The organism is Saccharothrix stipae, from assembly GCF_054781895.1.
On sequence record NZ_BAAGTN010000017.1, the window covers coordinates 567,252 to 590,034 of the forward strand.

Annotated in this window: 16 protein-coding genes; 10 read left to right on the forward strand and 6 right to left on the reverse strand. The window is 73.7% G+C overall.

What is annotated here, in order from left to right; all coding sequences use genetic code 11:
* Nucleotides 1-29 precede the first annotated feature (29 nt).
* The 3 genes from ACYVLT_RS30780 to ACYVLT_RS30790 all read right to left on the reverse strand — a co-directional run bounded on the left by ACYVLT_RS30780 (nucleotide 30) and on the right by ACYVLT_RS30790 (nucleotide 6,916).
* Nucleotides 30-3,545, reverse strand: a complete 3,516-nt coding sequence (locus tag ACYVLT_RS30780; protein ID WP_461123663.1) for a beta strand repeat-containing protein — start codon at nucleotides 3,543-3,545, stop codon at nucleotides 30-32.
* 200 nt (nucleotides 3,546-3,745) lie between these two features.
* Complete coding sequence (locus ACYVLT_RS30785; RefSeq protein ID WP_461123664.1) at nucleotides 3,746-4,558, reverse strand: hypothetical protein; 813 nt, start codon at nucleotides 4,556-4,558, stop codon at nucleotides 3,746-3,748.
* A 168-nt stretch (nucleotides 4,559-4,726) separates the two neighbouring features.
* The gene (locus ACYVLT_RS30790) at nucleotides 4,727-6,916 is read right to left on the reverse strand and encodes a hypothetical protein (RefSeq protein ID WP_461123665.1); all 2,190 of its coding nucleotides are present in this window, start codon (nucleotides 6,914-6,916) and stop codon (nucleotides 4,727-4,729) included.
* 140 nt (nucleotides 6,917-7,056) lie between these two features.
* On the opposite strand from ACYVLT_RS30790, the gene ACYVLT_RS30795 reads away from it, so the two are divergent.
* Nucleotides 7,057-8,250, forward strand: a complete 1,194-nt coding sequence (locus ACYVLT_RS30795) for an AI-2E family transporter (protein ID WP_461123666.1) — start codon at nucleotides 7,057-7,059, stop codon at nucleotides 8,248-8,250.
* Between the two features lie 29 nt (nucleotides 8,251-8,279).
* Here ACYVLT_RS30795 and ACYVLT_RS30800 read toward each other — a convergent pair whose 3' ends face one another.
* On the reverse strand, nucleotides 8,280-9,476 hold the full coding sequence (locus ACYVLT_RS30800; protein WP_461123667.1) for a GGDEF domain-containing protein: 1,197 nt from the start codon (nucleotides 9,474-9,476) through the stop codon (nucleotides 8,280-8,282).
* Nucleotides 9,477-9,698: 222 nt separating this feature from the next.
* Between ACYVLT_RS30800 and macS the strand changes: the two genes are divergently transcribed.
* Genes macS through ACYVLT_RS30835 form a run of 7 tightly spaced genes read left to right on the forward strand, consistent with a single transcriptional unit; the run spans nucleotide 9,699 to nucleotide 16,671 of the window.
* Nucleotides 9,699-10,805: a MacS family sensor histidine kinase gene (macS, locus tag ACYVLT_RS30805; RefSeq protein ID WP_461124156.1), complete on the forward strand. Its 1,107-nt coding sequence runs from the start codon at nucleotides 9,699-9,701 to the stop codon at nucleotides 10,803-10,805.
* Nucleotides 10,802-11,452 carry a response regulator gene (locus ACYVLT_RS30810; RefSeq protein WP_461123668.1) on the forward strand — a complete coding sequence of 217 codons (651 nt, stop codon included), beginning with the start codon at nucleotides 10,802-10,804 and terminating at the stop codon, nucleotides 11,450-11,452. The genes macS and ACYVLT_RS30810 overlap by 4 nt, the downstream gene beginning before the upstream one ends.
* A 3-nt stretch (nucleotides 11,453-11,455) precedes the next feature.
* Entirely contained in the window at nucleotides 11,456-12,028 is a 573-nt protein-coding gene (locus ACYVLT_RS30815) for a DUF1707 SHOCT-like domain-containing protein (RefSeq protein ID WP_461123669.1), read from the forward strand.
* 46 nt (nucleotides 12,029-12,074) lie between these two features.
* Nucleotides 12,075-13,538, forward strand: coding sequence for an SDR family oxidoreductase (locus ACYVLT_RS30820; protein WP_461123670.1), 1,464 nt, complete (start codon nucleotides 12,075-12,077; stop codon nucleotides 13,536-13,538).
* Nucleotides 13,539-13,574: 36 nt separating this feature from the next.
* Nucleotides 13,575-14,609, forward strand: coding sequence for an L-threonine 3-dehydrogenase (tdh, locus tag ACYVLT_RS30825; RefSeq protein ID WP_461123671.1), 1,035 nt, complete (start codon nucleotides 13,575-13,577; stop codon nucleotides 14,607-14,609).
* Nucleotides 14,609-15,787, forward strand: a complete 1,179-nt coding sequence (locus ACYVLT_RS30830) for a glycine C-acetyltransferase (protein WP_461123672.1) — start codon at nucleotides 14,609-14,611, stop codon at nucleotides 15,785-15,787. Before tdh ends, ACYVLT_RS30830 begins: the two co-directional genes overlap by 1 nt.
* A 14-nt stretch (nucleotides 15,788-15,801) precedes the next feature.
* Nucleotides 15,802-16,671, forward strand: a complete 870-nt coding sequence (locus tag ACYVLT_RS30835; RefSeq protein WP_461123673.1) for a LysR family transcriptional regulator — start codon at nucleotides 15,802-15,804, stop codon at nucleotides 16,669-16,671.
* Between the two features lie 89 nt (nucleotides 16,672-16,760).
* Here ACYVLT_RS30835 and ptsP read toward each other — a convergent pair whose 3' ends face one another.
* Together ptsP and ACYVLT_RS30845 are read right to left on the reverse strand one after the other, a co-directional pair.
* Entirely contained in the window at nucleotides 16,761-18,395 is a 1,635-nt protein-coding gene (ptsP, locus tag ACYVLT_RS30840) for a phosphoenolpyruvate--protein phosphotransferase (RefSeq protein WP_461123674.1), read from the reverse strand.
* Between the two features lie 68 nt (nucleotides 18,396-18,463).
* Nucleotides 18,464-19,339 (reverse strand): ribokinase, encoded by an 876-nt coding sequence (locus ACYVLT_RS30845; protein ID WP_461123675.1) that lies wholly within the window; start codon nucleotides 19,337-19,339, stop codon nucleotides 18,464-18,466.
* A gap of 109 nt (nucleotides 19,340-19,448) precedes the next feature.
* On the opposite strand from ACYVLT_RS30845, the gene ACYVLT_RS30850 reads away from it, so the two are divergent.
* On the forward strand, nucleotides 19,449-21,476 hold the full coding sequence (locus ACYVLT_RS30850) for a DUF2339 domain-containing protein (protein ID WP_461123676.1): 2,028 nt from the start codon (nucleotides 19,449-19,451) through the stop codon (nucleotides 21,474-21,476).
* A 292-nt stretch (nucleotides 21,477-21,768) separates the two neighbouring features.
* A complete protein-coding gene (locus tag ACYVLT_RS30855) occupies nucleotides 21,769-22,782 on the forward strand; it encodes an outer membrane protein assembly factor BamB family protein (RefSeq protein WP_461123677.1) in 1,014 nt (337 codons plus the stop codon).
* The last annotated feature ends 1 nt before the right edge of the window (nucleotide 22,783 follow it).

A 22,783-nucleotide genomic window follows, 5' to 3' on the forward strand; every position in this document is an offset into this window, starting at 1 on the left:
CTGGTCGCGGGGGGGTGTGGATCGGTGGATCAGATGCGGGGCATCACGGTGGTGTCTTCGAGCGCGTTGAACAGGCTGCGCGCGTCCATGTCCGCCAGGGCGGGCGCCTGGTCCTCGGTGAACCGGGCCGGGCCGGCGCCACCCTGCACGGGGTTGACGTTCATCCCGCTCAGCGACAGCGGCGGCACCATCGAGGACTCGCTGCGGGGCTGGGCCACGCCGGGCACCGGCAGGACGAACGGCAACGCCGCCGGTGCCGCGACGGGCAGGCTGCGACCGGCCGGGGTGACGTCGGTGGGCAGGGTGGGCAGGCCGGGCAGCGGCAGGGTGTCCACCGGGAGGCCCTGCGTGGTGACGAGGTCACCGGTCAGCGGCAGGGTGCCGCCGAACGAGCGCTCGTCGGACGCGCCGCGCCGCACCGTGCGGGACAGCGGCGTCACCAGCGGCAACGACTTGTTGGCGGCGCGGACCGAGTCGGCCAGCTGGCGGGGCAGCCGGTGCCGGGCCTGGCCGAGGGCCTCAAGCTTCTCCTGGCCGACGCGGGGCAGGTGCTCGGCGAGGTACGGGAGCGCCGCGAGGGCGGGCAGCACCGGCAGCTGCTCCGTGGGCAACTGGCTGAGCGGCAACTGGCTGACCGGCAACGTGATCGGCAGCTGCTCGGTCGGCAGCTCAGCCCTGGGGTAGTCGGGCTTCGCCGCGCCCAGGTCCGGGGCGTCGAGGTCCGGCGCGTCCAGGTCCGGGGCGTTCGGGGAGTCCGGGGCGTCCAGGTCCGGGGCGTCGAGGTCGGGCGCGTCCAGGTCGGGCGCGGCCAGCTTCGGCGCGGCGAGCTTCGGCGCGGGCAGGTTCGGCACCGGCGCCTTGGCCAGCAGGTCACCCGCCGGCGTCCGGACCTGGCGCAGGCCGTGGATCGGCAGACCGCGCAGCTCGTCCAGACCCGGCATGCCCACCGGCACGGTGGAGTTGCGCAGCAGGGCCAGGACGTCCAGGTTCGGCAGTTCCGTCGCCCGCATCAGGCTGTCCACCCCGGCCGGCAGCTGGATGCCGCGGCCGCCTTCGGGGACCTTCGGCCCGTGGCCCTTGTCCTCGCCGGTCCGCACGTCGTTGCGGTCCTGCGCGGTCGCGGTGGCGGTGCCCAGCACGTCGATCGGGATGCCGAACACGCGGGCGAACGCCTCGGTCGGCACCTCCAGGTCGTACGCGGTCACCGGGCCGCGGCCGGTGGAGGTGGTCACGCCACCGGACTGGCTCTGCGACCGGCTGGCGGTCGCCGCGTCCGCGAGACCGCCCACGGTGACGGCGTCACCGTGCACCGACGGCGTGACGCCGGCGGGCGCGGTGAGCAGGTTGCCCGACCACGAGCTGTCCTCGGCCGACGTCAGGTGCTCGCCACCGGCGATCAGGCCGGTCTTGTTGTCGGTCTGGGACTGGCCGTTGCCGGCCGCGGTGACGGCGTCGCCGAACACCTGCAACGGGATCGACGGCTGGGCGCCGATGCCGTTGCCCGAGAACGACGCGTCGTCACCGGAGGTCTGCACGTCGCCGCCGGAGTGCGAGCCGAACTGGTTGCGGCTCTCCGACTCGACGTTGCTGCCCGCGCCGATCGCGCTGCCGAACACCTGCGGCGAGGACGCCTCGGGCACCGACAGCACGTTGCCCGACAGCGAACCCTCGTCGCCGGTGGTGATGGCCGAGCCGCCGGCGCGGGAGTCGAGCTTGCTGGTGGTGTCCGACGAGCCGTTGCCGACCGCGACCACGGAGTCGCCGAAGACCTGGGCCGGGTTCGAGGTGGGGAGGTGCACGATGTTGCCCGAGACCGAGCCGTGCTTGCCGTTGGCGCGCGGCGGGTTGCCGAGGTCGATCTCGGTGTCGCTGTCGGTCTGCGAGGTCGGGTTGGCGACCGCGCCGCCCGAGTTGCCGAACACCTGGCCGCCCAGGGCGGTCGGTGCGGACACGACGTTGCTGGACACCGTGCCGTTGTCGTCGACGCTGGTCGCGACCCGGCCGGAGCGGACCGTCTTGTTCTCGGTGGCCCGGCCGGTGGGGGTGCCCGCCGCGCCGACGCCGTTGCCGAACGCCTCGGCGGGCGCGCCGAGCGGGACCTGGCCGACGTTGCCGGAGCCGACCGCGTCGTTGCCGGTCGTGCCGTTGTAGCCACCGGCGTCCGCGGTGACGTCGTTGTGGCAGTCGGCCTCGGCGATGCCACCGCCGGTCAGGCCGTTGCCGCACAGGTCGGCCGCGCCGGCGGGCGGCAGGTTCGCCGAGTTCGCCGACAGCACGGACCGGTCGCCGTTGGTGAACGTGTCGCCGCCCGCGACCGCGCCGGCCCTGTTCACGTGCGAGGCGGAGGTGTTGCCCACGCCGGAGAGCGAGTTGCCCGCGCCGGACACCGGCAGGGCGAGCGGGGTGTCGGCGTAGTTGCCGGACAGCACCGAGTCCTGGCCGGAGGTGAAGCTGTTGCCACCGGCCTCGGCGTCGTGGGCCATCGCGTTGGCGACGCGCGCGTTGCCGCCGCCCGCCAGGGCGTTGTCGCCCGCGGCGACGGGGCCGGCGAACGCCGGCTGGACCACGTTGCCCGCGAGGGTGCCGTCGTTGCCGGAGGTGGCCGACCACATCGGGAGGTCGGTCCGGTCGCGGTGGGTGGTGCCCGCGTCGGAGGACGCCCGGTTCTCGGTGGCCGTGTCCGCGTTGCCCACCGCGCCGACGCCGTTGCCGGTGACCGCGACGACCGGGGCGACCGGCGCGCCGAGGACGTTGCCGCCCGCGGTGCTGCGGTCGCCGGTGGTGTCCAGCGAGCCGGCGGCCTGCGCGTCGTTGGACGACCTGGCGTCGCTGTAGGAGTTGCCGCCCGCGGCGACCGCGTTGTTGGTCACCTGGACCGGCAGGGCGCCCTGCACGGCGGCGATGTTGCCCGACAGCGAGCCGTCCCGGCCCGAGGTCTTGACGTTGTCGCCCGCGATCGCGCGCTGCCGGGAGGTGGTGCGGGTCTCGGCGTTGGCCAGGGCGGCGATCGCGTTGCCGTTGACCTGGGGCGAGATGGCGGCGGCGCCGTGCGCGACGTTGCCCGCCAGCGGGCCGTACGAGCCGTCGGTCCTGATGGTGCCCGCGCTGGTGGCGGAGTGGGTGCACACGCCGTCGCTGTAGGCGTCGCCGCCCGCCGCGACCGCGTTGCCGCAGACGCTGACCGGCACGACGACGTCGGCGTCGGCGGTGTTGCCGCGGGTGGCGCTGGTGGCGTCGACGCCGGTCAGCCGCTCGTGGGCGGTGCGCACCAGCGGGTTGGCCGGGACGGCGACGTCGCGGACGGGGAGGTCCGCCGCGCTCGGCGTGCCGATCTCCTGGTTGATCGCCGGCAGCTGGTGGTTGCCGGCGAGGGTGCCCAGGTTGTTGTGGTCGACGGCGACCGGGACGCGCACCTTCGCGTCGAGCGGGTTCGGTTTCGCGTCGGGGTTGACGTTCTCCTGGGCTGAAGCGATGCCCGTGCCGAGCATCAGCAAACCACCCGTGACAAGTGCGGTCTGGAGACCGCGCTTGGCCCAGGTTTGCATGGGTTCTCCTTCTTTTGGTTTCCCTTGCGGGAGGTGAAGGGTGGTCGGACGCGGCAACCCGCGTCGGAGACGACGACCACCCGGTTGAGAGGGGTGGGGTAGCGCGGCATCTCGACCGGTGGGAGAGCGCACGCGAAGCGGCGCGACGGTCGATTACCGGGTCAGCTCACCGATGAGCTGCCGCGGACCGCGCGCTGAGGTCAGTCGGGCGTGATGCCGGGCTGCTTGCCCGGCGTGACGACGTTCCGCTCGGTGGTGGCGAACAGCGCCCGGGCCACCGCGGCGTCGATGTGGTCGGCGGTGACGGCCGTGAACGGGCCGTTGCCGCCGCCGGAGGAACCGGAGCCGTCGCCACCGCAGGAGCAGTGGGCCGGCGCGCCGAGCGGCGCGAACGGCATCGACGGGAGTCCGGACGGGTCTCCCGGCAGGGAGCGACCGCCGGTGCCGGGCAGCGCGGTGATCGGCTGCCCCGGCGCGTCCAGCCACGTCCGGCTGAGCTTGCCGAACACCCCTTGCACCACCGGGGTGCCGGCGGTGACCGGCACGGCGGTGGCGGCCGGGGTGGTCTCGGTGACGCGCTGCGCCACGACGCCGCCGACGGTCACGCCGACGGACGACTGCTCGGACGAGCGGTGCTGGAACCAGGTGCGCACGCCCCCGACGGTGCCGCGGATGTCGTCCGCGACCCGGCGCAGGTCGGGCGGGCTCGGCTCGGGCACCCGCGGGGTGCGCAGCGCCGAGTCGAGGTCCTGCACGGCTTGGCCGACCGGGGCCAACGCGCCGTCGACCGACTCCCGCGTCGCGTGCTGGGCGAGGGAGCCCTGCGGCACACCTCGCGTGACCTCGGTGACCGCGTCGCGGTCGATCGGGGCCTGCGCGGACGCGGCTGCGGTGGACAGCGCCCAGGCCGCGGCGGTGCCGGCCAGCGTGCCGCCGACGACCAGCAGGGCACGGGAGAGCAGCCGCCGAACGCGGCTCGCCCCCGTTCCCACCCGCTGGTCAACGCACGACATCGCTGCTACCTCCGCCGAAAGCACTGGGATCCGCCGGCGAGGTGACCGAAGTGATCAAGCCGACGACGTGAGAGTGCCAGCAGGCGAGGCGGGTGCGCACCCGTTCCACACCTGGTTCGCCGGATCGTGTGACGAACACCCTGTGTTTTCGGGCATGACAGCGGGTAATCAGATCCGCTTGAGCACGCGGGCCGCACCGGCGGCGGCCGTGGACGCCAGGATCCAGCCGACCGCGATCAGCGTGCTGGAAATCCACTGCGAGGCGCCGCCGAACCGCCACTTGCCGTCCTGGCCGAGGTCCACGATCGGGATCAGCAGGTCCATCGACAGCAGCCACGCGTTCCAGGACGGCGACTCGTCCTCGTTGAGCTTCGGCATCTCGTGGCCGAGGAACCAGATCGCGCCGAACAACCAGAACGCGGTGAGCCAGGCGATCGCGAGCCACGGCCGGTAGCCGTAGCCGACCGTCCAGCGCTGCAGGAAGCCCCACACCCGGCCCGCGACGCCGAGCTCCGAGTAGCGCCGGCGCTGCTTCTCCAGCTGCACGCGCTGCGCCAACTCCTCCTCGCCGCCGTCGCGGTAGACCGCGGCCAGCTGCTCGTACGGCCCGGGCGCGAAGTCCGGCTGCACCTCGCGCAGCCAGCGCAGCCGGGTCCGCACGTCGACGTGCGGCGTGGACGAGATCGAGCGGAACGTGAAGTCCTCGACGTCCACCCCGCCGGTGGCGGCCCACAGCCCCGGCCCGTCCATCACGGTCGCCGCGCCGACCCTGGTGAGCACGACCCGACCGACCGGGATCCGGTCCTCGGACAGCCGCAGCACGAGCTGGCTCACGGTGAGCCCGTAGGCGTTCAGCGCGATGTCGCTGCCCGGACCGCCCAGCCGGGCGCCGGCGAACGTGGCCATCTTGCCGACCTCGGCCAGCCGGATCCGCACGCCGCCCTCGGCGGTGAAGCCGTGGCTGCACAGGAGGTCCTTGCCGACCCCCGCCACGCGGGCGTCCAGCGACGGCTTCAGCGTGCCGTCCGGACGGCGGCGCGGCGCGAGCAGGGACGCGCCGGAGCAGTCGAGGGTCGAGCCGATCTCGGCGTTCTGCAGGCGCAGCGAGCCGTGGGCGCGCAGGCCGCGGAGGAACAAGGTGCCGCCGACCCGCAGCCGGTCGGCGAACAGCACGTCGATGCCTGGACCGTGCAGCCGGACGCCGGACAGGGACGCGCTTCCCCCCACGTGCGCGTCCACCAGGCGCACTTGGCCGTAGGCCGTCAACGCCGCACCGCGTTCGCCGTCGTCGTGGTGTCCGCCGTTGACCGCGCCGCGGGCTTCGAGGTCGCCGCGCACCTGGATGCCGTCGGCGTGCAGGGCGACCGGGATGCGCTGGACGACCTCGCCGGCCTGGTCCGCGGGCTCCCGCACGGCGTCGCGGCGGCCGATCACCGCGCCGGACAGCCGCAGGTAACCGCCGACCTCGGCGTTGGGCAGGCGCACCGTGCCCGAGGAGGTGAAGCCGTCGTCCAGCTCCACGTTGCCCTCCACCCTCATCCGGTCGGCCACGAGCGCGGCGGCCTCGTCGGCGGTGCCGCGCGGGATCACCAGGACCGGGCGGTCGACCACGCTGGCGTGCAGGCGGGCGCCGGAGAACACCACGCTGCCGCCGATCCGCGCGCCGTCGAGCAGGATGCGGCCCTCGGCGGTGAACCGGCCGCCCTCGGCGTCGCAGAACAGGGTGCCCGCGATGGTGACGCCGGTGGCGTCGAGCGCGTTCTGGCCCGCGTTGAGCAGGCGCGCGCCACCGAGGTGCACGTTGCCGCCGACGTTCGCGCCGCGCAGCCGCACCTCGCCGCCCGCGCGCACCGCGATGGCCTGGAGGGAACCCGACAGGCGGATGCGGGCGGCGAGCAGGGCGTGGTCGCCGCCCTTGCTCCGCAGCACCGCGCCCGCCAGCCGGAACGTACCGTCGACCGAGGCGTCGGTCAGGTCGACCACGCCGTCGCTGGTGAAACCGGCCTCCAGCACCAGGTCGCTGCCGACGCGCAGGTTGCGGCCCCACAGGCCGGGCACCTTGCAGCCGCGCATCCGCAGGCCGACCAGGCGGGCCATGCGCAGGTCCGGCGGCCGTTCGAAGGAGCAGTCCAGGAAGTCGACGACGTGCTCGACCCGTGCGCCTTCGAGCGCGAACGAGCCGACGACGTTCGCGCCGACCAACCGCAACGCGCCGGTCCGCGCGCCGCCGGTGAGCAACGACGACAGCAGTTCGCCGCGGACCGTGCGCTCCCCCTTGGGCGCCCTCGGGTCGAACCGCAGCAGGCGCCCCTCGGCGAACGCGGCGCGGACGGCGTCCTCGGCGGTCTCGGCGGTCACCCGCCGATCCGATCACCCGCGGCCCCGGCCGCGCCAGGCTTTGCGGCAATCCGAAACGTGGGGTTCGACATGCCCGGACCGGGTGCCGGGCGGGTTCGACCCGCCCCCTCGCGCGGCCGCGGCGGACTACCGTGATCGGCGTGACGGGGACGGAATCGAAGATCGGCGACCGGGTGCCGGGACTGCTGCGCGTGTCGGCCGCGTTGAGCTGGCGGTTCGTGGCCGTGGTCGCCGCCCTCTACGTGGTGTTCCAGGTGGTCGGGTTCCTGGCCACGATCGTCATCCCGGCCGGGGTGGCGCTGCTGCTGGCCGCGCTGCTGTCGCCCGCGGTGTCGCAGCTGACCAGGGCGGGCATCCCGCGCGGGCTGGCCACGGGCGTGGTGCTGGTCGGCGGCATCGCGATCGTCGGCGGCGTGCTCACGTTCGTGATCACCGAGTTCTCCAAGGGCCTGCCGCAGTTGCAGGAGCAGGTCAGCGCGAGCCTGGACACCATCCAGGACTGGCTCAAGGACGGGCCGCTGCACCTGAGCGACCTCCAGCTCCAGCAGTACCTCGACCGGGTGTTGGAGACGGTCAAGGAGAACCAGGCCGAGATCACCTCGGGCGCGCTCACCACGGCGGCCACCGTCGGCGAGCTGCTGACCGGGCTGATCCTCGCGCTGTTCACGCTCATCTTCTTCCTGCACGACGGCGACGCGATCTGGCGGTTCGTGATCCGGATCGTGCCGCACGACGTGCGCGGCCGGGCCGACGTCGCGGGACGGCGCGGGTTCGCCTCGCTCGTGTCGTACGTGCGGGCGACCGCGCTGGTGGCCGTGGTGGACGCGGTCGGCGTCGGCATCGGCCTGTGGATCGTGGACGTGCCACTGGTGGTGCCGCTGTCGGCGCTGGTGTTCCTCGGCGCGTTCATCCCGATCGTGGGCGCGGTGATCACCGGCGCGGTGGCGGTGCTGGTGGCGCTGGTGGCCAACGGGCCGGTGGAGGCGCTGATCATCCTGGCCGTGCTCATCGGCGTGATGCAGCTGGAGAGCCACGTGCTCCAGCCGCTGCTGCTGGGACGTGCGGTGAAGCTGCACCCGTTGGCCGTGGTGCTGGCGATCACCACCGGCCTGGTCGTCGCGGGCATCGCGGGCGCGCTGCTGTCCGTGCCGCTGCTGGCGGTGCTGAACTCGGGGATCAGGTCGTTGCTCTCGGAGTCGGACAAGGGCGTCGAGCCGCGTGACGTCGACGTGCTGGAGCCGCAGGAGAGCGGTCCGGTCGACACGGGCGGGGACCGGGTGGAGGACATCGACGACACCGAGGGGCCGACCGCGGGGCACAGCGGCCGCCAGTAGGGATCAGGCGGCGGGGTCGGGCGGCGGGGTCAGGCCATCTCGACCAGGTTGCGGCCGTAGCCCTTGGCCGCGAGGAGCGCGGAGTCGGCCGCCACCAGCAGGTCGGGCAGCTCGTAGCCGAACCTGCTGGTGGTCGCCACGCCGATGCTCACGGTGAGGCCGGTGAGCAGGTGCTCGCGACCGTCCGTGCCGACGGTGGGCACGGCCAGGTCGGCCACCGCGTGCCGCACGCGTTGGGCCACCGCGCGGGCGACGGCCGGTTCGGCGTCGGGCAGGAGCACGACGAACTCCTCGCCGCCGAAGCGGCCGACCAGGTCGCCGCGCCGGACGGTGCTGGTCAGCAGCAGGGCGACCGCGCTCAGCGCCGAGTCGCCCGCCAGGTGGCCGACCTCGTCGTTGACCCGCTTGAAGTGGTCGAGGTCGAGCAGCATCACGGCCACCGGCCGGTTGCGCACCCGGGCCTTCGACAGCTCGTAGCGGGCCCGGCCGTCCCAGTGCACCGCGTTGGCCAGACCGGTCTTGGCGTCGCGTTGCGCGGAACGCCGCCACTGCGGCAGCTGGGCGGCGCGCTCCAGCAGCGCCAACGGCGGTCCGGCCATCAACGCGTGCACCGGGGTGGCGACGGCGACGAAGCCCATGAGGCCACCGATGCTCACCGCGACGACGCCCAGCACCACGTCGATCGGCTCGCCGACGACCTCCTCGCCCGGCGCGCGCGGGCTGCGCAGCTTCAGGCCGAGCGCGATCAGGCCCGCCCGGAGCACCAGCAGCACGGTCGCGCCGAGCACCATGACCGCCAGGTCGGTGCTCGGCTCGGCCCAGCCGATGGCGAAGCGGGTGGCGAACACCGCCAACGTCGTCGCGGACAGGGTGAACACCCAGCGGTGCGACTCGGGGCGCTGGGTGAGCACGCCGTGCAGCGCGGGGCCGAAGAGCAGCAGCACGAGCAGGTTGCAGGGCAGGCCGACCAGGCCCGCGGTGAGGTAGCACAGGTGCGCGGCCCACGGGTTGCGCGCGGCCTCGCCGACCCGGTGGCTGTAGATCGAGCTGCCGATGATCACCGCGCCCGCGGTGCCCGCGATGGCCGCGAACCGGCCGATCTGACCCGGTGTGGGCTGCGGCGACGTCACGATCGCGTAGACCACGACGGCCAGTGCGAGCACCTCGACGAGCAGCCAGTAGGCCAGCGCGGAGCGCCGCAACGTCCACAATGGCCAGTGGCGCACGGTCGGCCCTCCCTCGCCACGGCCTTCGGGCGTGATCTTCACCCCCGGAGAGAATCAGACTCCGCGAGATCACGCTCGGTGACTCCCCGCCAGCCTTCCACATGTGTCGGTATCGGAACAGACGGCCACCTGGGGGTTAGCCACGCCACTCCGACACGGCAAGATTGGGCGTGAAGGGAGCACGCCGTGCAGACGAAGCCAGCCGACCAGGGCACATCGGTGATGGAGGACCCCGTCGCCCACCTCTGGCGGGGAACGGTAGCGCTACGGGTAGTGACGTTCCTGTTCGCCCTGGGCAACGCGATCGACCAGCACGACGACTACGAGCGGCCGTGGCTGGCCTGGGCGACCATCGCCGCGATGGCCCTCTGGTCGGCGTTCACCATCCAGGCCTACAGCCGGGAGAACGGGCGGCGCACCTGGATCGTGGTGGCGGACCTGGTCGTGGCGTGCGGGCTGATGTCGCTGTCGCCGCTGATCATGACCGATGCCCAGTTCCTGTACAACGTCCCGCTGATCACCACGATCTGGGCGTGCGGGCCCGCGGTGGCGGCGGGCGCGCTCGGCGGGCAGGTGGCGGGCGCGGTGGCCGGGTTCATCGTCGGGTTGAGCACCTACCTCAACCGCGTGGAGCTCACCGTCGACCTGGTGCGGGACGTGGTGCTGCTGTCGGGCGCGGGCTTCGTCGTCGGCATGGCGTCGTCCACGGCGCGCCGGTCGGCGGTGCGGCTGGCGCAGGCGTTGCGGACCGAGGCGGCCACGGCGGAGCGCGAGCGGCTCGCGCGGTCGATCCACGACGGTGTGCTGCAAGTGCTGGCGCGGGTGCGCAAGCGCGGCACGGAGCTCGGCGGCGAGGCGGCCGAGCTCGCCGAGCTGGCGGGCGAGCAGGAGGTCGCGCTGCGGTCGCTGGTGGCCGCCGCGCCGACGGAGTCCACCGTGGACGGTGACGCGGACCTGCGACCCGCGATGCAGCTGCTCGCCACGTCCCGGTTCCAGGTGTCCACGCCGGCCACGCAGGTGATGCTGCCGGCCGCGACGGCGTTCGAGCTCACCGCCGTCGTGCGCGAGGCGCTGTCCAACGTGGACAAGCACGCGGGCGCGCAGGCGCGGGCGTGGGTGCTGGTCGAGGACCTCGGCGAGGAGGTCGTGATCAGCGTGCGCGACGACGGTCCCGGCATCCCCGAGGGCCGGCTCGCCTCCGCCGAGGCGGAGGGCCGGATGGGCGTCGCCCAGTCCATCCGGGGTCGGGTGGAAGCCCTGCGTGGCACCCTTGAGCTGCAAACGGGGCCGGGGGAGGGCACCGAATGGGAGGTGCGGGTTTTCCGATGAGCGTTTCCGTGATGGTGGTGGACGACCACCCCCTGTGGCGCGACGGTGTCGCGCGCGACCTGTCCGAGCGCGGTTTCAAGGTGGTCGCGACCGCCGGTGACGCCGCCTCGGCGGTGCGGATCGCCCGCGCGGTGCGGCCCGACGTGGTGCTGATGGACCTCAACCTCGGCGAGACGACGGGTGTGGAGGCGACCACCCTGATCACCGGGGCGCTGGAGGGCACCCGGGTGCTCGTGCTGTCCGCGAGCGGCGAGCACAGCGACGTGCTGGAGGCGGTGAAGGCGGGCGCGTCCGGCTACCTGGTGAAGTCGGCGTCGGCCGAGGAGCTGGTGGAGGCGGTGAACCGGACCGCGGCCGGTGACGCGGTGTTCACCGCGGGGCTCGCGGGGTTGGTGCTCGGCGAGTACCGGCGGATGGCCGCCACGCCGGACGAGGACAAGCCGCAGCTCACCGAGCGGGAGACCGAGGTGCTGCGGCTGGTGGCCAAGGGGCTGACGGCGCGGCAGATCGCCAACCGGCTCGTCATCTCGCACCGCACGGTGGAGAACCACGTGCAGTCCACCCTGCGCAAGCTCCAGCTGCACAACCGCGTCGAGCTGGCGCGCTACGCGATCGAGCACGGGCTCGACGTCGAACCGGAGGGCTGAGCCATGACCGACCCCAAGGACTTCCGGGTGTCCGACGCCGAGCGGGAGCACGTCGTCGGCCTGTTGCAGAAGGCGATCGGCCGGGGGCTGATCACGCTGGACGAGTTCACCGAGCGGACCGACACGGCCCTGGCCGCACGCACCCGCGGCGAGCTCAACGCGGTGCTGATGGACCTGCCCGGCATGGTGCACAACGAGCAGGTCCTGGCCGTGCCGCAGGACCGGCAGGAGCTGAAGGCCACCATGTCGACGGTCAACCGCAAGGGCAACTGGACGGTGCCGCGGCAGCTGGTCGTGCGCAACCGGATGGGGTCGGCGGACCTGGACTTCCGCCAGGCCTCCATCCCGCACGCGGTGGTCGACATCGAGCTGGACGTGACCGCCGGGTCGGTGAAGCTGGTGCTGCCGGAGGGTGCGACGGTCAACGCCGAGGGCGTCGAGCTGGCCGCGAGCAACCTGAAGGACAAGGTGGGCACGGGCGCGCACGGGCGGCCGCACTTCGTGGTGCACGGTCACGTGCGCGCGGGCAACGTGGAGATCAAGATGAAGAAGGCCCGCTGGCTGCGGCACGCGTGACGGGCTCCGTCGTGCGGGACGCCACCCGGCCGACGAGGATCGTGGTGTGCACTGCCTCGTCACCGGAGCGACCGGCTACCTCGGCGGACGGCTCGTGCCCCGGTTGGTCGCGGCCGGTCACCGGGTCAGGTGCCTGGTCCGCGATCCGCGCAAGCTGCGCGACGTGCCGTGGGCCGGGCAGGTCGAGGTGGTCCGCGGCGACGTGCTCGACCCGGCGTCGCTGGACGCGGCGATGCGCGGCGTCGACGTGGTGCACTACCTGGTCCACTCGCTGAGCGACCCCGACTTCGCCGACGCGGACCGGCGGGCGGCCGAGCACACGGCGCGCGCCGCGGAGGACGCGGGCGTCCAGCGGATCGTCTACCTGGGCGGGCTGCACCCGGCGGGCGCGGCGCTGTCGCCCCACCTGGCCTCGCGCAAGGAGGTCGGGGACGTGTTCCTGCGCAGCGCGGTGCCCGCCGCGGTGCTCCAGGCGGCGGTGATCATCGGGTCCGGTTCGGCGAGCTTCGAGATGCTGCGCTACCTCACCGAGCGGCTGCCGGTCATGGTCACGCCGCGCTGGGTGCGCAACCGGGTCCAGCCGATCGCGGTGCGCGACGTGCTGCGGTACCTGGTCGACGCGGTGCGGCTGCCGGCCGAGCTGAACCGGGCGTTCGACATCGGCGGCCCGGACGTGCTGACCTACCTGGAGATGATGCACCGGTACGCGCGGGTGGCCGGGCTGCGGCGGCGGCGCGTGCTGCCGGTGCCCCTGCTCACGCCCCACCTGTCCGCGCACTGGGTCAACCTGGTCACGCCCGTGCCGCGCTCGATCGCGTCGCCGTTGATCGAGTCGTTGGTGCACGAGGTGGTGTGCCGGGAGCACGACGTCGAGGCGTACCTGCCGGGCGAGAACACCGGGTACGACCGGGCGGTGCGGCTGGCGCTGGCGAAGGTCCGCGACGCGGAGGTGGAGACCCGCTGGTCGGGGGCGTCGGTGCCGGGCGCGCCCGCCGACCCGCTGCCGACCGACCCCGACTGGTCGGGCGGCTCGTCGTACGTCGACGTGCGGGAACGGCGGACCGGCGCCTCGCCGGAACGGCTGTGGCAGGTCGTGGAGGGCATCGGCGGCGAGCACGGCTGGTACTCGTTCCCGCCGGCCTGGGCGGCGCGCGGGTGGCTGGACCGGCTGGTCGGCGGGGTCGGGCTGCGGCGCGGGCGGCGTGATCCGCGGCGGTTGCAGGTCGGCGAGGCGCTCGACTTCTGGCGGGTGGAGGAGCTCGACCGGGGACGGCTGCTGCGGTTGCGCGCGGAGATGCGGGTGCCCGGTCTGGCGTGGCTGGAGCTGCGCGTCGCGGCGGCGGAGGGCGGTGGGTCCACCTACCGGCAACGCGCGGTGTTCGTGCCGCGGGGGTTGGCCGGGCACGTGTACTGGTGGCTGGTGTGGCCGTTCCACGGGCTGGTGTTCGGCGGCATGGTGCGCAACATCGCCAGTGAAGCTGAACTTACGAGTGAATTCAGAAAGTCCTGATGGACTGCACAAAGGGGCGGGGGCACACTCGCCCGCATGAAGGCACTGGTCAAGGCGACCGCCGGGCCGGGTCTGTCGTTGACCGACGTCCCGGACCCCACCCCCGGCCCCGGTGACGTGGTCGTGCGCGTGCTGCGCACCGGCATCTGCGGCACGGACCTGCACATCGACTCGTGGGACGAGTGGGCCGCGCACAACATCCACGCGCCGCTCGTGCTCGGGCACGAGTTCGTCGGCGAGGTGGTGGAGACGGGCGGGTCGGTGACCGGTGTGCACGTCGGTGACCTGGTCAGCGGCGAGGGGCACCTGGTCTGCGGCACGTGCCGCAACTGCAAGGCGGGTCGGCGGCACCTGTGCGCCAACACGCGCGGCCTGGGCGTGCACAGCGACGGGGCGTTCGCGCAGTACGTGGTGCTGCCGGAGGAGAACGCGTGGGTGCACCGCGCACCCGTCGACCTGGACGTGGCGGCGATCTTCGACCCGTTCGGCAACGCCGTGCACACCGCGCTGTCGTTCCCGGTCATCGGCGAGGACGTGCTGATCACCGGCGCGGGCCCGATCGGGATCATGGCGGCGGCCGTGGCCAAGCACGCGGGCGCGCGCAACGTGGTGATCACCGACGTCAGCGAGCACCGGCTGGACCTGGCCCGCAAGGTCGGCGTCGACCTCGCGCTCAACGTCGCCGAGCGGACGATCTCCGAGGCCCAGTCCGAGCTGGGCATGTCGGAGGGCTTCGACGTGGGCATGGAGATGTCCGGCAAGCCGATCGCGTTGCAGGAGATGATCGGCAACATGGCCCACGGCGGCCGGATCGCGGTGCTCGGGCTGCCGGCCGAGGACTTCGCAATCGACTTCGGCAGCGTCGTGCTGAAGATGCTGCACATCAAGGGCATCTACGGCCGCGAGATGTTCGAGACCTGGTACTCGATGTCCGTGCTGCTGCAACGCGGCCTCGACCTGACGCCGGTGATCACGCACCGGTTCGCCTACACGGCATTCGACGAGGCGTTCGCGACGGCGCGCGGGGGCAAGTGCGGGAAGGTCATCCTCGACTGGACGGGAGCTCACTGATGTACGGCGCGATGCGCGAGGACCTGCGGACCGGCCTGGACGAGATCCGCGCGGCCGGGCTCTACAAGGCCGAACGGGTGCTCGGCACACCGCAGAACGCCGCGGTCCGGGTGGGCGCGGGCGCCGAGGTGCTGAACTTCTGCGCCAACAACTACCTGGGCCTGGCCGACCACCCGCGGCTGGTCGAGGCGGCCCACGAGGCGTTGGACCGGTGGGGCTTCGGCATGGCGTCGGTGCGGTTCATCTGCGGCACGCAGGAGCCGCACAAGGAGCTGGAGGCCCGGCTGTCGGCGTTCCTGGGCACCGAGGACACGATCCTGTACAGCTCGTGCTTCGACGCCAACGGCGGCCTGTTCGAGACCCTGCTCGGCGCGGACGACGCGATCATCTCCGACGAGTTGAACCACGCGTCGATCATCGACGGCGTCCGGCTGTCGAAGGCGCGCCGGTACCGGTACCGCAACCGGGACATGGACGACCTGGAGCGGCAGCTCAAGGACGCCGCCGACGCCCGGTACCGGCTGGTCGCGACCGACGGCGTGTTCTCCATGGACGGCTACCTGGCGCCGCTGGACGAGATCTGCGACCTGGCCGAGCGGTACGACGCGCTGGTCATGGTGGACGACTCGCACGCGGTCGGCTTCACCGGGCCGAACGGGCGCGGCACGCCGGAGCTGTTCGGCGTGCAGGACCGGGTGGACATCGTCACCGGCACGCTCGGCAAGGCGCTGGGCGGCGCTTCCGGCGGCTACACGTCCGGGCGGGCGGAGATCGTGGAGATGCTGCGGCAGCGGTCGCGGCCGTACCTGTTCTCCAACTCGCTGGCGCCGTCGATCACCGCCGCCGCGATCGCCGCGCTGGACCTGCTCAGCTCGTCCGGCGAGCTGCTGACCAGGCTGCGCGAGAACACCGCGCTGTTCCGCTCGCGGATGACCGAGGCGGGCTTCGACCTGCTGCCGGGCGAGCACCCGATCATCCCGGTGATGATCGGTGACGCGGCGGAGGCGTCCCGGATGGCCGACCTGCTGCTGGAGCAGGGCATCTACGTGATCGGCTTCTCCTACCCCGTCGTGCCGCACGGCAAGGCGCGGATCCGCACGCAGATGTCGGCGGCGCACTCGACCGAGGACGTGCACCGCGCGGTGGACGCGTTCGTGGCGGCCCGCGCCCGGATGTGACCCGACCTGTCCCGGTGATCGACCCACGACGGTTGCGGGTGCTGCGCGCGCTCGCCGACCACGGCACCGTGACGGCGGCGGCGCAGGCGCTGCACCTCACGCCCTCGGCGGTGTCGCAGCAGCTGGCCGCCCTGGAGTCGGAGGTGGGGCACCCGCTGCTGCGGCGGCGCGGACGGCGGGTGTCGTTGACCGCGGCCGGTGAGCTGCTGGTCCGGCACGCCAACGCGGTGGCCGCGGAGCTGGAGCGGGCGCAGGCGACGTTGGCCGCTTTCACGTCGGGCACCACCGGGCGGGTCGAGGTGGGCAGCTTCGCGTCGGCGATCACGCAGGTGGTGGCGCCCGCGCTGGCGGCGCTGCGGGTGTCCGCGCCGGGCGTGACGCTGCGGGTGCGCGACGTGGAGGGGCACGCCAGCGTGCCGCTGCTGCTCGACGGCGAGATCGACCTGGCGATCACCGAGGAGTACCGGCTGCGCACCGACGACCGGCGGCTGACCCGGTTCCCGCTCTACACAGAGCCGTTCGACGTGCTCCTGCCGCCCACGCACCCGTTGGCCGGTGCGGTGGACGTCGACCTGGCCGACCTCGCGGCCGACGACTGGGTGGTGACGCTGCCCGGCAACCCCGTGCGGGACGTGGTGCAACTGGCCTGCGAGCACGCCGGCTTCGCGCCGCGGATCACGCACACGTCCGACGACTTCCGGGCCATCGGCGCCCTGGTCCAAGCAGGCGCCGGCGTGGCCTTGGTCCCGCGCAACGCCGTCCCGGGCGTACCGGTGCGCGGCACCGCACCGTTGCGGCGGGTGGTCGCGGCGGTGCGCGCGGGCAGCGAGGACCACCCGCTGATCAGGTTGGTGCGCGACGCCCTGCTGGACGCCGTGGCTTGACCGCGGTTCAACTGGGCCACCACGCGAGGTCGCGTCGCTCGTTCGCGACTTCCAGGCGACCTCGCCGCCGTCTGCGGAGCAGCGGCAATTCAATGCAGCGGCGCTCGGGCGGCCAGCTTGGCGGAGGCCGGGTCCGCTGCGGCCACCGCGCCGCGGGCGGACAGTTGGCACAGGTCGAAGCTGGTGGAGGCCAGTTTCGCGCCGACGCCCGCCAGCGCGGTGTGGTTCATCGACAGGCTCGTCACGCCCAACCCGGTCAGCACGCACGCCAGCAGCGGGTCGGCGGCGGCCTCGCCGCAGACGCCCACCGGCTTGCCCAGGGCCGTGCCCGCCTCGCCGACCAGCTCGATCAACCGCAGCAGGGCGGGTTGCCACGGGTCGTTGAGCGCGGCCACCGCGCCGACCTGCCGGTCCGCCGCGAACACGTACTGGGCCAGGTCGTTGGTGCCGATGGAGACGAAGTCGACCACGGCCAGGATCTCGCGGGCGACCAGCGCCGCGGCCGGGATCTCGATCATCACGCCCGCGCGCCGGAGCCCGGCCGCACGCGCCCGTTCCACGAACCACGCGGCCTCGGCGGCGGTGGCGACCATGGGCGCCATCACCGACACCTCGGCGTCGGTGTCGGCGGCGGCCAGGGCGATCGCTTCGAGCTGGCGTTCCAGCACGTCGGGGCGGTCGAAGGCGACCCGCAGGCCGCGCACGCCCAACGCCGGGTTCGGCTCCGGCTCGGGCGCCAGGAACGGCAGCGGCTTGTCCGCGCCCGCGTCCAGGGTGCGCACCACCACGGGCTTGCCCGCGAACGGCGCGAGCACCGCCGCGTAGGCCTCGCGCTGCTCGTCGACCGAGGGCTCCGACGACGCGGACAGGAAGCAGAACTCGGTCCGGAACAGGCCGACGCCCTCCGCACCACCGGCGGCCGCGGCGGCCGCGTCGGCGGGCGAGCCGACGTTGCCGAGCACCTTCACCCGGTACCCGTCCCGCAGCGCGCCGACGCCGTTCCACTCCGCCCGCCCGGCGACGTGGGCCGCGCGGACCGTGCCGTCGGAGGCCTGCACCACGCCGGTGTCGCCGTCCACGAGCAGGGCGGGCGCGTCGAGGTCCAGGACGCCGCGGCACGCGACCACGGCCGGGATGCCGAGCGACCTGGCCAGGATCGCGGTGTGCGAGGTCGGGCCGCCCTCCTCGGTGACCAGCGCGAGCACCTTGGCCGGGTCCAGCCCGGCGGTGTCGGCGGGCGCGAGGTCGCGGGCCACCAGGACCGACGGCGAGGCCAGCGACGGCACGCCCGGTGCGGCCACGCCGAGCAGCTCGGCGACCAGCCGGTCCCGCACGTCGCGCACGTCGCGGGCGCGTTCGGCCATGTACCCGCCGGCTGCTTCGAGGGCGGAGATGAACCCGCCGGCGGCTTGGTGCACGGCCCGCGCGGCGGGCAAGGACTCCGACGTCACGAGCTTCTCGGCCTGGGACAGCAACGCCGGGTCGGCCGCCATCGCCGCGGTCGTCTCCAGCACGTCCTTCGCCTCGCCGCTGGTGGCGGCGGCCCGTTCCCGCAACCACGCCACGACCACCTGCGCGGCGGGCCTGATCCGCGCGGCCTCGGCGGCCGGGTCCGCGGGCGCGGGTCCGGCCGGTGGTTCACCCAAGGGCTCGGCCACCCGGACCACCGGACCGGAAGCCCGACCGGAACTCACCCCGACACCGCTCAGCCGCGCACTCGACATGGTCTAGACCATACCCCTTCGGGTCGGCGGGACGTGAGGACAAGCCAACGCCACCGGACCCGAACCCGCTACCCCGGTGCTTGCTCACCCGCCCGCACCTGCTCCAGGGTCGGGTACGACGGTTGCGCACCCGCCGACGTCACCGACACCGCGGCCACGCGGGCGGCGAACCCGGCGGCCTCCACCAGCGACGAGCCGGTCGACAGGCCGAACGCCAACGCGCCCGCGAACGCGTCCCCGGCGCCGGTGGTGTCCACCACGGACACCTCGGGCGCGCCCACCTCCACCACGCCGGAGGCCGTGACGACGGCCGCGCCGCGCGCGCCCAACGTGACCACGGCCGACTTCGGGCCCAACTCCAGCAACCCCTCGAACGACGGCGCCAGCGACGCGGCCTCGTGCTCGTTCACGATCAGCGGGTCGAGCCGGGCCAGCGTCCGAGCCGGCACCTCGACCACCGGCGACAGGTTCAGCACCGCCCGCACGCCCCGGGCGGCGGCCGCCTGCACCGCGTGGGCCACCGTCGACACCGGCACCTCCAGCGAACAGACCAGCACCGACACGTCGTCCCAGGTGATCGCGTCCACATCGGACGTGCCGACGTCGGAGTTCGCGCCGGGGGCGACGACGATCGAGTTCTCGCCGTCCGGCGTCACGGTGATGTACGCCAGGCCGGTGGGGCGGGACGACGTGCGGACGAAGTCGGTCCGCACACCCGATGACGACAGCGAGCCCAGCAGCAGTTCCCCGTACTGGTCCGCGCCGACCGCGCCGACGAGCGCGACCGGCGCGCCGAGCCGGGCGGCGGCGACGGCGGTGTTGGCGCCCTTGCCGCCGGGCAGGACGACCGTGTCGCCGCCGAGCACCGTCTCACCGCCGGCGGGGCGGCGTGGCACCGACACGACGAGGTCCGCGTTGGCCGATCCGAGCACGAGAACAGTCACGGGGGAACTCTGCCAGGCCCTGGTGCGGCGGGCGGCGTGACCAGTTCGGTACCCGGCCTGAGTAGTGGTACGGATTCCGGATACACCCGATCAGGGCGACGCTGGTCACATGACCGGGACTGGGCAGGATCCCCTGACGAGGCTGGCCGACGAACTGGGCCACCTGGGCCGCCGCTTGGAGGCGGTGGGACTGGAACTCCACCGGGTCGGCAGCGCGTCGACGGTGGCCACGGCACCCACACCGCCGGTGACCAGCACAGCTGTCACCAACACGGCGGCCACCAGCACAGCCGCCACCAGCACGGCGACCGTCGGCTCCGCCGGTGAGCCGAGCGCACCCACGCCGCGGCAGCACGTCGAGGACCGGGCCGAGGCCCAGCCGACCGGTCCGGCTCCGCACACCGCCGCCCCACCGACCAGCCCGGTACCGCAGGCCCCCGCGCCCACCGCGGCGCGCGGACCCGTGTTCCACCCGGGTTCTCCGCCGCCGTACGGCCCGGGTCAGCCCACCGGCCCGGCCGCGCAACCGCCGCCCCGGACCGGTCAGGGTTGGGGTGCGCCCACGCCCTACTGGTCGCCCGCACCCCCGCCGCCGCCCGGCCCCACCCTCTTCGACCGCCTCGGCCGGGACGGCGCGGGGAGCAAGTTCCTCGCCTGGGTCGGCGGCGCGGTCACGTTGCTCGGTGTCGTGCTGCTCCTCGTGCTGGCCGTGCAACGCGGCTACCTCGGCCCGCTGCCCCGCGTCCTCGGCGGCGCCGCGCTGGGCGGGGTGCTGGTGGGGCTCGGCCTGTGGCTGCACCGCACCCCGGCCGGCCGCACCGGCGCGTTCGCCCTCGCGGCCACCGGCATCGCCGTGCTCTACCTGGACGTCATCGCGGCCACCTCGATCTACGAGTACCTGCCCGAGGGCGGCGGTCTCGCCGCCGGGCTGCTCATCGCGGGCGGCGGTCTGCTGCTCGCGCTGCGCTGGGACTCGGCCGTCCTGGCCATCGGCGTGGTGGCGGCCTGCGCCCTGTGCGCACCAGTGCTCACCCAAGGCTTCACGCCGCTGCTCGTCGCGTTCCTGCTGGTCCTGAAGATCGCGGCCAGTCCGGTGCACCTCAAGCGCGACTGGCCGTGGCTCGCGGTCACCGCGGGCGTGCCGCCGCTGATCGCCGCGGTCCTGGTGATCGGGCGCACCGACCAGCGCACGTTGGCCGGGCTCGCCCTGCTGGCCGCCGTGATCGGCGTGGCCACCGCGGTGCTCGCGGTCAGGGCCCGGCCCGGTGACGTCACCGCGCTCGCCCTCGCCGTCGGCTCGCCGATGCCCGCGCTGCTCACCACCGCGGTCCTCGACCTCGACCTCGCCGCCGGCGTGGCGGGTGCGGTCGCGGTGATGATGCTCGCGCTGTGGGCGGCCGGGCGGCGCTCGTTGCCGAAGAACTTCAGCGCGGCGGTCGGCGCGGTCGGCGTGTTCGCGTTGTTCCAGGCGACGGCGCTGGCCCTGGACGGCAGCACGCGCGCGGCGGCGGTGCTGGCCGAAGCGTTGTTGCTGGCGTTCCTGGCCAAGGTCCTCGCGTCACGCGGTCCGCTGCTCGGGTCGGTGGTGTTCGGCGCCATCGGGTTCCTGCTGACCGTCGCCCAGGCCGTGCCGCCGCGGCTGCTGCTCGACCAGCCGTGGCGGGTGGAGACCACTGGTTTCCTGGTGTCCGGCATGCTGACCGCGCTGGTCCTCGGTGTCCTCATGGTCGTGCTGCCCTGGGCGGCCACCAGCGTGGGCGTCCTGGGCAGGCACCCGTTCCCGTGGATCTTGACGGGCGTCGTGCTGCTGTACGCGGCGGCCGGGGTCGTGTTGTGCGGTGCGCTGCTGGTGTCGCAGGACGTGACCGGATTCCTCTTCGGTCACTCGATCGTGACGGTGTCGTGGACGGTCGCCGCACTGGTGCTGCTGGTGCGCGGCATCGACCGGAAGTCCCTGCGGGTGGCCGGATTGGTGCTGGTCGGAGCGGCGGTGGCGAAGTTGCTGCTGTTCGACATGGCCGCGCTGGACGGGATCGCGCGCGTGCTCGCGTTCATCGGCGCGGGCCTCGTCCTCCTGACGGCGGGCACCCGTTACGCCAAGCTGGTGGCAACTCGACGAATTTCGGCTGATTCGTAGCTCTCGGGATCCAAAACGCAGCGGACTGCGTCAACCTGGTGTAGAGGTCTACGTCGTCGGGGTTCGACCACCGGTGCTCCGGCACCGGCAGGAGTCCGGCGTCGGTCGTTTCGCCCCCCGAGCGACCGGCGCCGGGCGCATCGCCGCCGATGCCGCCCGTCCCGCCGCCGCGGGCGGCACCCCGGGCCGAGACCGCCGTCAGCCGAGCCACCGTCACCCGGTCCGGCACAAAAGGCACTCGTCCGTAGGACGAAGGTGGCACCCGACCGCATCGCGGTGTTCCCATCCAGCCATGTGGGGACGACGCCGCACTGCGGCCCTGGGCACCGCCGCTGTCCTCGTCGCCGCCGCGATCTCCGCCGCGGGGCAGGAGCACTCGCACGTCGTCACGGTGGCCGGCACCCCAGCGCCCAAGGCGTACGTGGTCGCGCACGGCGGGCGGGTGCAGGTGCTCGACACCTCCGACGGCCGGGTCGTGGCGAGCGCGAACACCGGCGCCTGGACCACGGGTGCGGCGGTCGGGCCGGGCGGCCACCGGGTGTACGTGGTCAACGGCTGGGCGGGCGTCATCACGGCGGTCGACCCGGTGGCGGGCAAGGTCGTCGGCCGCATCCACGTCCGCGCGCAGCTGGCGCAGGCCGTGCTGCGCCCGGACGGCAAGCGCCTCTACGTCACCGGCGGCGGCGCGGTGGCGGTGGTGGACCCGGCGTCGTTCCGCCTGATCGCCGCGATCAAGGCCGGTGGTCAGCCGCAGGGCATCGCGGTCACGCCCGACGGCCGCCGGCTCTACGTGGCCAACGCCCAGGACGGCACGGTGAGCGTGCTCGACACCGAGACCGCCAGCCCGAAGACCACGATCACCGTCGGCGGCATGCCGCAGCACGTCGCGATGAGCCCGGACGGCGGCGCGGTCTACGTCAGCTCGCTCGACCTCGGCGAGGGCCGGGGGACCGTCTCCATGATCGACCCGCGCACCGACGAGGTCCGCTGGTCGACGCCGGTGGGCAAGGGCGCAGGCAGCATCGCGGTCACCCCTGACGGACGGCGGGTCTACGTCGCGCTGAACCGCCGGGTCGCCGTGGTCGACACCGCGACCCGGGCCGCGAAGACGTTGCGGTTCCGGGCGAAGACGCTGGCCGTCGCGCCCGGCGACCGCCGCGTGTTCCTGTCCGGCGGCAACACCGCGACCGTGCTGGACAGCGCGGACAACAGGGTGCTGAGCACGTTCCAGCTGAGCGGTCTGGAAGGCGATGGCCGCGGCTTCACGGCCACGGCCATCGCGTTCGAACCGGTCGACCTGTCCTAGC

What these genes read in the sequence shown, in the direction of transcription:
- ACYVLT_RS30780 (WP_461123663.1), bottom strand. Translation starts at nt 3,545, where the DNA reads ATGCAAACCTGGGCCAAGCGCGGTCTCCAGACCGCACTTGTCACGGGT.
- ACYVLT_RS30785 (WP_461123664.1), bottom strand. Translation starts at nt 4,558, where the DNA reads ATGTCGTGCGTTGACCAGCGGGTGGGAACGGGGGCGAGCCGCGTTCGG.
- macS (WP_461124156.1), top strand. Translation starts at nt 9,699, where the DNA reads ATGGAGGACCCCGTCGCCCACCTCTGGCGGGGAACGGTAGCGCTACGG.
- ACYVLT_RS30810 (WP_461123668.1), top strand. Translation starts at nt 10,802, where the DNA reads ATGAGCGTTTCCGTGATGGTGGTGGACGACCACCCCCTGTGGCGCGAC.
- ACYVLT_RS30815 (WP_461123669.1), top strand. Translation starts at nt 11,456, where the DNA reads ATGACCGACCCCAAGGACTTCCGGGTGTCCGACGCCGAGCGGGAGCAC.
- tdh (WP_461123671.1), top strand. Translation starts at nt 13,575, where the DNA reads ATGAAGGCACTGGTCAAGGCGACCGCCGGGCCGGGTCTGTCGTTGACC.
- ACYVLT_RS30830 (WP_461123672.1), top strand. Translation starts at nt 14,609, where the DNA reads ATGTACGGCGCGATGCGCGAGGACCTGCGGACCGGCCTGGACGAGATC.
- ptsP (WP_461123674.1), bottom strand. Translation starts at nt 18,395, where the DNA reads ATGTCGAGTGCGCGGCTGAGCGGTGTCGGGGTGAGTTCCGGTCGGGCT.
- ACYVLT_RS30850 (WP_461123676.1), top strand. Translation starts at nt 19,449, where the DNA reads ATGACCGGGACTGGGCAGGATCCCCTGACGAGGCTGGCCGACGAACTG.
- ACYVLT_RS30855 (WP_461123677.1), top strand. Translation starts at nt 21,769, where the DNA reads ATGTGGGGACGACGCCGCACTGCGGCCCTGGGCACCGCCGCTGTCCTC.